At 46.5% G+C, this 8,433-nt stretch carries 7 protein-coding genes; 6 read left to right on the top strand and 1 reads right to left on the bottom strand.

Annotation, left to right across the window (positions count from 1 at the left end; translation table 11 throughout):
* The first annotated feature begins 426 nt into the window (after positions 1–426).
* The 4 genes from B147_RS31480 (at position 427) to B147_RS0103305 (ending at position 3,447) form a co-directional block, all read left to right on the top strand.
* Entirely contained in the window at positions 427–795 is a 369-nt protein-coding gene (locus tag B147_RS31480; RefSeq protein WP_020585823.1) for a hypothetical protein, read from the top strand.
* A gap of 95 nt (positions 796–890) precedes the next feature.
* Positions 891–2,186, top strand: a complete 1,296-nt coding sequence (locus B147_RS0103295) for an SIR2 family protein (protein WP_245568911.1) — start codon at positions 891–893, stop codon at positions 2,184–2,186.
* Positions 2,187–2,268: 82 nt separating this feature from the next.
* Positions 2,269–2,820: a hypothetical protein gene (locus B147_RS0103300; RefSeq protein ID WP_020585825.1), complete on the top strand. Its 552-nt coding sequence runs from the start codon at positions 2,269–2,271 to the stop codon at positions 2,818–2,820.
* Between the two features lie 3 nt (positions 2,821–2,823).
* Positions 2,824–3,447, top strand: coding sequence for a hypothetical protein (locus B147_RS0103305; protein WP_020585826.1), 624 nt, complete (start codon positions 2,824–2,826; stop codon positions 3,445–3,447).
* A gap of 107 nt (positions 3,448–3,554) precedes the next feature.
* Here the strand turns inward: B147_RS0103305 and ltrA are convergent, their stop codons facing one another.
* Complete coding sequence (ltrA, locus tag B147_RS0103310; protein ID WP_245568910.1) at positions 3,555–4,865, bottom strand: group II intron reverse transcriptase/maturase; 1,311 nt, start codon at positions 4,863–4,865, stop codon at positions 3,555–3,557.
* A gap of 1,465 nt (positions 4,866–6,330) precedes the next feature.
* Between ltrA and B147_RS0103320 the strand changes: the two genes are divergently transcribed.
* Entirely contained in the window at positions 6,331–6,606 is a 276-nt protein-coding gene (locus B147_RS0103320; protein WP_020585829.1) for a type II toxin-antitoxin system RelE/ParE family toxin, read from the top strand.
* 12 nt (positions 6,607–6,618) lie between these two features.
* Positions 6,619–6,918 carry a HigA family addiction module antitoxin gene (locus tag B147_RS0103325; protein WP_020585830.1) on the top strand — a complete coding sequence of 100 codons (300 nt, stop codon included), beginning with the start codon at positions 6,619–6,621 and terminating at the stop codon, positions 6,916–6,918.
* Positions 6,919–8,433 lie beyond the last annotated feature (1,515 nt).

Genomic DNA, 8,433 nt, shown 5'->3' on the forward strand with positions numbered 1-8,433 from the left:
CAGTACGTGAATGCCGAGTTTACGGACATACCCTGTAATGGATAGAGGACTTTACCTTGTTGTGCAGGCTCGTCCCGGTATGTGCGCCTCACACCCGATTTCTGTTCGTCACCCCGTACTTTTGTGGTGCCCTGCCTCGGCAGGACGGCTTCCTTCAGAAGTGCCGTCACCGGTACCCCCTTGCCATACCACTACACCCTTCGCCTCCATCAGGCTGGGTCTAAGACTTGCCAAATGTATTGGAATTCTATACATTTGACTCACTTTTAAGAACATGTGCCGTGCCCGGCACACACCAAACGCTGGAGAGGGACCAGGCGTACTGCGCGGCCTTTCGGAAGTCCATGGTTCAGGAAAATTTAACTTTTTATCGGAAGTTTTGGGGTTTAAAAGCCTGGCCCCTCAGCTCCCCGTTCGCCTTTGAATATGAAAAAGAAAAAAGACACACCAACATACGAAGACGAGGTCCTTGTCGGACTTGCATATGAATTTTCCGTCTCAGACCATGAAGAATCTGAACGAAAAATCAAACGTCGGCTTCGCGAAAAAAAACTTGGTCCATATGATCAAGAAAAAATTGATGTAATTCGGAAGTTTAAAAATAATGTTCAAAAAGAACTTGGTAAATTCAACAAATCAAAGTTCTACGCTGGTGCACACGGAAAATACGCAGACATGCAGGATTGGGATTTTGACGCTCTTTTACAGTACATGATTAAAAAACACCCAGATGTGTCGAAGGTAGCTATAGGCAATTTTTTACCGTTTGCAATATATTTGTACTATTTGAGGTGAAACCGGCGAACAACCGGGTGAACTTGAGCGGGCAAAACGACGCGCCCGCCAAGTTACCCGCAACGTTATGATAAGGATGAAGCACGTTGAGTGAAATGTTCGAGATTGCGTATGCTGTAGCATCAAATAGGATATGCTTATTTACTGGTACAGGGTTCTCAAAAGCGGTCACCGAAAATAATGCGCCAAGTTGGCAAAAATTGCTTGAAGAATTATGTGATTTGTTGCCCAATGGTGAAGACCTAAAAACCTCTCTTTTTCCTAAAACTAATTCTAATCCATTAAGCTTAGAAGAACGCGCTCAAATCATTTCTATTAAACTAAGTGATAATAACAAATCTATTCATGAAGAAGCAGCAAAGATAATAGATGCTATTTCATTAAAAGGCGATAATTCTGAACTCAAAGAATTCCTTTCCAAAAGATCATATAGAGTCGTTACGACAAACTATGATAAACTTTTAGAAAACCTTTCTGGTGAGAATACTTGCCAATCAATCGCTCCTGGTCTACCAATACCCAGAGCTTCCTCAAACGTTAAAGTCTACCATGTCCATGGTTCTACAGACTCGCCTAATAATATGGTTATTACTTCAGATGATTATTTTAATTTCATCAATAACGATTCCTACTTTTCAAGAAAACTAAGCACCGTTTTGCATGAAAATACAGTGGTCATTCTGGGCTATTCCCTCGGTGATACTAATTTGAAAGCAATTATAAGCGATTATAAAGGTTTTTCTAAAAGTCATGTGATTGGATTAAATATTTTTTTAGTTTCAAGATCAAAAGTTGATCAAGAGATAAAAGACTATTATTCACATTGTTATGGGATAAGAGTTCTCGATCAACTGGAGCTTTCTGACTTTTTTAAAGATTTAAACAAAAAAATTCCTGAAATTGAAGATGTCGTAGACAAATCACTGAAAAGTATCAGAAGGGTTATATACGATGGTAATACTTTCAAGACTAAGTATCTGAAATTAGAAGACTCATTTCTAAGAATTATTTCTTCAATTTTTGCAGAAGGTTTGAGTCTTGAAGATAAAAAGGTTGTTAAAACAATTGGTAAAATAATAGAAACAAAGACGGATTTAACAAGAGAGAACAATGCGTGGGAGCAATATGAACATCTTGCAAAATGGTTGATTTATTTAGGATCTATTCTGGAAATAAAAAATACATCTATTGAAGAATTATACCTAAAAGCTGTGCTGCGATCCATGAAAACAATGAGCAAAGAATTGTATATTGGGTATAGCTGGCATGCTTACCGCGCATGGAGCATAAGATGGTCTTCTATAATTTCTTCTAATAGAGCAATGATTAAGCGACATATTGAAGAAAACACATCTGACTCTGATGCCCTGTTTGTTGTTAATCAATTATAATCATAACAATGCTGTTGCAGGTGACGGCTCGTACCTCGCTGCCCCTGAACAGCCCGTTAGCCAAGGAGAAAGACATTTCACTATGAACCAATCCTCTCCAACTCAAAAAGAATCAGTTGGCAAGATCGACAAGGTTGATGCCCCTCATTCTGCACCCTCGCCGGAAAACAAATGGATTCCCGTTCTAAAGGCTTTCAATCCTCTTGGAGCCATAGCTGAAGCTTATGCCAGAACGCTTGCCTACAAGATTGAGGCAAAACGGCTTGATGCGGAACTTGAGAGGATTAATAAACAAGCTGAAATAGCCCATGATGTCATAGATAAGACTTACTGTTTAAAAATGGAGGAACTTAAACACAGGCGCATTGCCTTGATTGGCTTCTATCAAACAGTGAATGCCGAACTAGAGAGGCTACACATCGAGCGAAGAGAGGTGCTTGAGATGGCTAAGCTTGCTCAAAAGAAAACTTTTGAACCCAACATAACTCTTGAGGAAAGGCAAATGTACAAAGATATGACTACCGAAATTACTCGTGAGCTTCCAAAGTTTGGTGAGAAGTCAAACGAATCGCTAAAGAACCTTGTTGAGGCTCTTCCGCCAGTTGAGATTTCTCCACGTTTGCTGGAGGGATAGAACATGAGTTGGTGGAAAATAGCTTTGGGAGTTGGGGCAGCACTTGGAGGTGCTGCCGTTGTCAGCAAGATTATCTATGATGTGGTTGAGGAGGATGAACGTGAAGCTCGAGAGAATTGGGAAAGAAAACGGAAAGAGGTTAGCAGAAGCGTAGAAGAGCATAGGGAGAATATTGAGCAACATATTGCTGAAGCTCAGTCAAGCTATGATTACCATTTCCTTGTCGATCTTCATTACTCTTCAGTCAAGGTTGCCGATCAAGCCTACAGCTTACTTCAAGATGCACGATCCAGCTTAGTCGGATTGGGGAAGATGCTCAAGAAAGCCAAAGAGGAAATTGCAAGACTGCAAAAAGAACTGAATGTGGCAAAGGAGCAAAAGGATAGAGGGAAGTTCTCCGAGTTTCTTGAGCAAATAAAGATAGTTAAGTCAATGAGGAAAGACCTATTTAATGACCGCGACAAAGTCCAAACCCAAAGAGATTCCTTCCTTGCGGACGTGCGCCAGCTGAACAGTCGCACTCGTAGTCTAAAAGAAGCTATACGAGATAGGTGCGGAGATAGAGGGAAAGATTGGTATTGTCGGCTAGAAATGAGAAAACTTCAAAGACAACAAGATTTTGCGTAATTAGAAAGATAAGGCTAATCGGGATAGGACTCCCCATCACTGAGGAGCCCTCCCACACCACCCGGCGTACGGATCACGTACCAGGGCGGTTCGGCTGATTTTAGGAATCAGTTCCCGGGCAGATATAATCCTTTATCAATAAAATATCGTTCAGGCATGGCAATGGCCACCCATTTGATTTTACTCATGTGCCAATACTTTTTGCGGGCATTGCCGCAAAGCATGGCGTCGTGGTGAGCAATACCAAGTTTCTCAAGATTCCGAACCCTGGTTTTGGGATTTTTCCATTGTTTCCAGATCAGACTTCGCAGCCGTCGCATTATCCAGATTTTGAGCCCTTTGAGGAATGATTTGGCTTCTGTGAGCCGGAAATAATTCCACCATCCCCGAAAGTATTGGTTCAATTCCTGGATGACCTGCCACAGACTTTTCCCCCGTTTGCGGCTGGTTAATACCCGCACTTTATCCTTGAACCGTTTCATGCTCTTGGCATGAATCCGAATCTTGGACTGTCCACACATTTGAAAATATGTGAAGCCAAGGAATTTGCGCAGCCACGGTCTGCTGACAGCACTTTTGTCCTGGTTTACTTTGAGTTTGAGTCTCACGGTCAGAAACCTGGTGATACTCTGCATAACCCTTTCGGCCGCTTTCCGGCTTTTGCAGAAGATCATAAAGTCATCGGCATAACGGACATACCGATGCCCTCGTTTCTCCAGTTCCTTATCCAGCTCATCAAGGACGATGTTGGAAAGCAAAGGAGAGAGCGGACCTCCCTGGGGAGTCCCTTCTTCCGTAGGCACCATAACGCCTGAAATCATGACACCGGATCTTAGATATTGCCGTATGACCTTTAATACGCGCTTATCCTTGATTCTGCCGGCGAGTCTGCTCATCAGGCGGTCGTGCGAAACCCGGTCGAAAAATTTGGACAGGTCCATGTCAACGACATATGTATGCCCTTCAACCATGTACCTTTTACCCTGCATCACCGCATCGTGTGCGGATCTGCCGGGCCTGAATCCATAGCTGTATTCAGAGAAAAAAGGTTCCCATACCTGTTCCAGGATTTGGGCTATGGCCTGCTGTATAAACCGGTCAAGCACCGTGGGTATTCCAAGCAAACGGATACCGCCGTCTGGTTTGGGGATTTCCTTACGTTTTACCGGCAGCGGTTTATGCCTACAGTTAAGCAGGTCTTGTTCAATTTCAGGCCAGTGCTTTGCCAGGTAGTTCCCGAGTTGGCCGGTTTTCATACCGTCTATACCGGGGGCACCTTTGTTTGCACAAACCTGTTTCCATGCCCGGATAATGTTGTTGCGCTCAAGGATCATTTCCATTAACCGGTCGTTGTTTCCCAGACGTTCGGCAATCTGTGACGCTGGGAACAGTTCCATCTGCTGTGGCCGTCTGTTCACAAGTACACACCTCCTATTTGTCATTATCATTTACCCGGACCGTTCGGCCCGGGCACCGTTCAGGCCTTTACCGGGGTGAGGCCTCCCCGCTCTTGCGGGGCTCATTTCCACCGGCTACTATGCCTTCTGCTGACTTCTCCCATGCGGTCAGGACCGGTTACCCGGCCCTCAGCCGTTTCGGCACATGGGAGATCTCCCGGGGTAAACACATGCCTTTCAGTACGTAAATGCCGAGTTTACGGACATACCCTGTGATGGATAGAGGACTTTACCTTGTTGTGCAGGCTCGTCCCGATATGTGCGCCTCATACTCGGTTTCTGTACGTCATCCCGTACTTTTGTGGTGCCCTGCCTTAGCAGCGCGGCTTCCTTCCGAAGTATCGTCACCGGTACCCCGTTGCCATACCACTACACCCTTCGCCTCCATCAGGCTGGGTCTAAGACTTGCCAAATGTATTGAAATTCTATACATTTGACTCACTTTTAAGAACATGTGCCGTGCCCGGCACACACCATGCCCTGCACACGGACGGGAATTCCGCTGCGCTCCACCCCAGCCGGTGAGGGCCACGTTGTCGGTGCCGAGCGAAGCTCGGCGTATCTTGCAGGGTGAAAGTCCCTGTCGGGTGAAATTCAGTAATGGGTTTCAGCAAGGGTTAGCCACCCACCCGTATCGAGCCTTGGACCCATGGCGGAGATATACCGGCTATTGTAAGTTGGGACGCTAAATAAACTTGGCTGGAAACGAGCTGCACCCGGAATTCCGAATAAAAGTGCAGATGGACTCACCCAACTGAAAGAACAATAACAAGGGTATCGAACAAGATGGGTTAAGCGTAGGCAGAGAATCTTGTAGGCCGCAGGGGTGGTCGTGCACCCTGAAGTGCTGGTACAGCTTCGAGAGAGCAACCCGCGGCCGCCGAGGGTTTTAACGGTCGCCGAAGGCAACACAGAAGCATCCGTAATCGGCGAGGATGTGAAGGTCCGTCGGAGTCAACAGGCCGTGGCATGCAGGAAGAGATACGCTGTAGAACTCGGGAAGCCCCATTGTGCTCCTGGTATGAATTATTCAAAATTCAGGTGGGTCGTTGCAAGGCGGCTATATGCCATTGGGGTGTCTTATCAGGCATAGTACTCAGAGGTTGGGAAAGCCAGCCACACACATGCGTACACCATGCATGTAAGGGAAAGGACCTGACGGAAGGACGTAGCCCACAAAGGAAACTCGTGCCGGACATGTAGGGCTGGATAACATGAGCCAACCTCACTGCGGGGAATAGCAATTGGATCTTGTAACGGGTAACTGTGAAGGTCCGCGCGGAAGCGAGTCTAACCGAAGAACCGGATGCGGGAAAACCGCACGTCCGGGACTGTGCGGGGGGCGCTGGGTAACCGGCGTTCCTACCGCGAGATCTTCTTAAAAACATACGCTTGACATTTAACGCATGACGTTATAGTTTTAACTATGATAAAGAATTTTAAATGCAAGCATACACAAGCCCTTTATGAAGGAAACAGCCCAAAGCAATTCAGAGCTTTTCAGGCTCAAGCAGAACGCAAGCTCCAAATGCTTGACAGTGCAGTCGAGTTGCTTGATTTACGGTCCCCACCCGGTAATCGATTTGAAAAATTGGGAGGCAATAGACAGGGGCAGTACAGCATAAGAATCAATAAGCAATGGCGTGTATGCTTTTCGCGGTCTGATGAACCATACGATGTGGAGATAACAGACTACCATTAGGAGTAACAGATTATGAATAATATGAGAGCAATCCATCCTGGAGAAATAATCAAAGAAGAGTATTTAGAACCATTAAATATGAGTGCTAATGCTTTGGCTATTGCTTTGCGCGTACCAGCACCACGGATCAACGATGTGATAAGACAAAAGAGAGGAATCAGCATTGATACTGCTCTCAGGTTGGCTCGATACTTCAACACCACACCACAATTTTGGATGAACCTGCAGATCAGTTATGATCTCAAGATGGCCAAACAAAATATGACAAAAATAGAGAATGAAATTATCCCTCTACAAGCAATTACTGCTTAAAGGTGGCTGGGGTAACCATCCAAGAATATAAAGAGAACAAAACGCTGGTCGTGTCCAGATAAATCCGAATCGTTGGGATTTAACCGAGCAGGAGGATGAAATTCGATAATGTTACCCAGTGGGTGAAAGTCCCACATGAACAAAGCTTAGCCGGCAGTTCATTAGTGAAATCCACAGGCAAAACCGGAGACGGAGGTCTGAAGCTGGATGGAACAAGATTGCAGGCTCTGTACTGAGCTTGCGAAAAATGTATAGTTGTGGTCCATAAGGATAAACCCCGCGATTGCAGAGGGAAAGCCGACGCATTCCAGCGTGACGGAAGGCAGCAGACTTACAGGCGTTATGGCAAGCCTGTGAGTCACCCTTCGACCAAGGCATGTTTTCAAAGGGGTAGCTCGGGAACTGGGGAGAGCCAATTGGTTCCTTGAAGAATAAGAACGGTATCAGGAAATCCAGCCATGGGCAAAATCCCGGCATCTGCATGGAGACCCCGCCAGGCAGTTGAGTTCACATTCAAGTGGAAACACAAACATAAAAGACGGGCAACGCGAGGTAACGGGGGGCGGATAGTTAAAAGCGAACAAACCCGTGACGGCCAATTGGCAGTCTTAGCTGATCATAGTACCGAAGTTCAGGGTGAAACGAGACCTGAACGGTAAGGTGGGGAAGTGAGGCCCAAGCGACCCTCTGCAGGTAAGGAGAAGCCGGTGTGACGTTTTACTGGGAGGAACTACAGGAGGCACTCAGAGGCCACAAACTGTATCACCAAATTCCAGTAAAGTGCATTCGGGCGGCTGTTGCCGCCCATGGGTAGCATAGTCATGCGCCAATCAGGGTGTCGCCTGATTGGTTGACGGCTCGGTAAAAAGAGCCTGAACCGAGGATCCGTATGAGGGAAATTTTCACGTACGGGTCTGTGGGGAGGGCGTCGGGTAACCGATGCCTTTACCCGGAAGAGGGACCAGGCTTACTGCGCGGCCTTTCGGAAGTGCATGGTTCTGGAAAATTTAACTTTTTATCGGGAATTTTTGGGGTTTAAAAGCCTGGCCCCTCAGCTCGGCGTATCTTGCAGGGTGAAAGTCCCTGTCGGGTGAAATTCAGTAATGGGTCTCAGCAAGGGTTAGCCACCCACCCGTATCGAGCCTTGGACCCATGGCGGAGATATACCGGCTATTGTAAGTTGGGACGCTAAGTAAACTTGGCTGGAAACGAGCTGCACCCGGAATCCCGAATAAAAGTGCAGATGGACTCACCCAACTGAAAGATCAATAAAAAGGACATCGAACAAGATGGGTTAAGCGTAGGCAGAGCATCCTGTAGGCCGCAGGGGAGACCGCGTTCCCTGAAGTGCTGGTACAGCTTCGAGAGAGCAACCCGCGGACGCCGAGGGTTTTAACGGTCGCCGAAGGCAACACAGAAACATCCGTAATCGGCGAGGATGTGAAGGTCCGTCGGAGTCAACAGGCCGTGGCATGCAGGAAGAGATACGCTGTAGAACTCGGGAAGCCCCATTGT

Source organism: Desulfobacter curvatus DSM 3379, from assembly GCF_000373985.1.
Lineage (GTDB): Bacteria > Desulfobacterota > Desulfobacteria > Desulfobacterales > Desulfobacteraceae > Desulfobacter > Desulfobacter curvatus.

Excerpts from the sequence above, each read along its gene's own strand:
- B147_RS31480 (WP_020585823.1), top strand. The coding sequence starts at position 427 with ATGAAAAAGAAAAAAGACACACCAACATACGAAGACGAGGTCCTTGTC.
- B147_RS0103295 (WP_245568911.1), top strand. The coding sequence starts at position 891 with ATGTTCGAGATTGCGTATGCTGTAGCATCAAATAGGATATGCTTATTT.
- B147_RS0103300 (WP_020585825.1), top strand. The coding sequence starts at position 2,269 with ATGAACCAATCCTCTCCAACTCAAAAAGAATCAGTTGGCAAGATCGAC.
- B147_RS0103305 (WP_020585826.1), top strand. The coding sequence starts at position 2,824 with ATGAGTTGGTGGAAAATAGCTTTGGGAGTTGGGGCAGCACTTGGAGGT.
- B147_RS0103320 (WP_020585829.1), top strand. The coding sequence starts at position 6,331 with ATGATAAAGAATTTTAAATGCAAGCATACACAAGCCCTTTATGAAGGA.
- B147_RS0103325 (WP_020585830.1), top strand. The coding sequence starts at position 6,619 with ATGAATAATATGAGAGCAATCCATCCTGGAGAAATAATCAAAGAAGAG.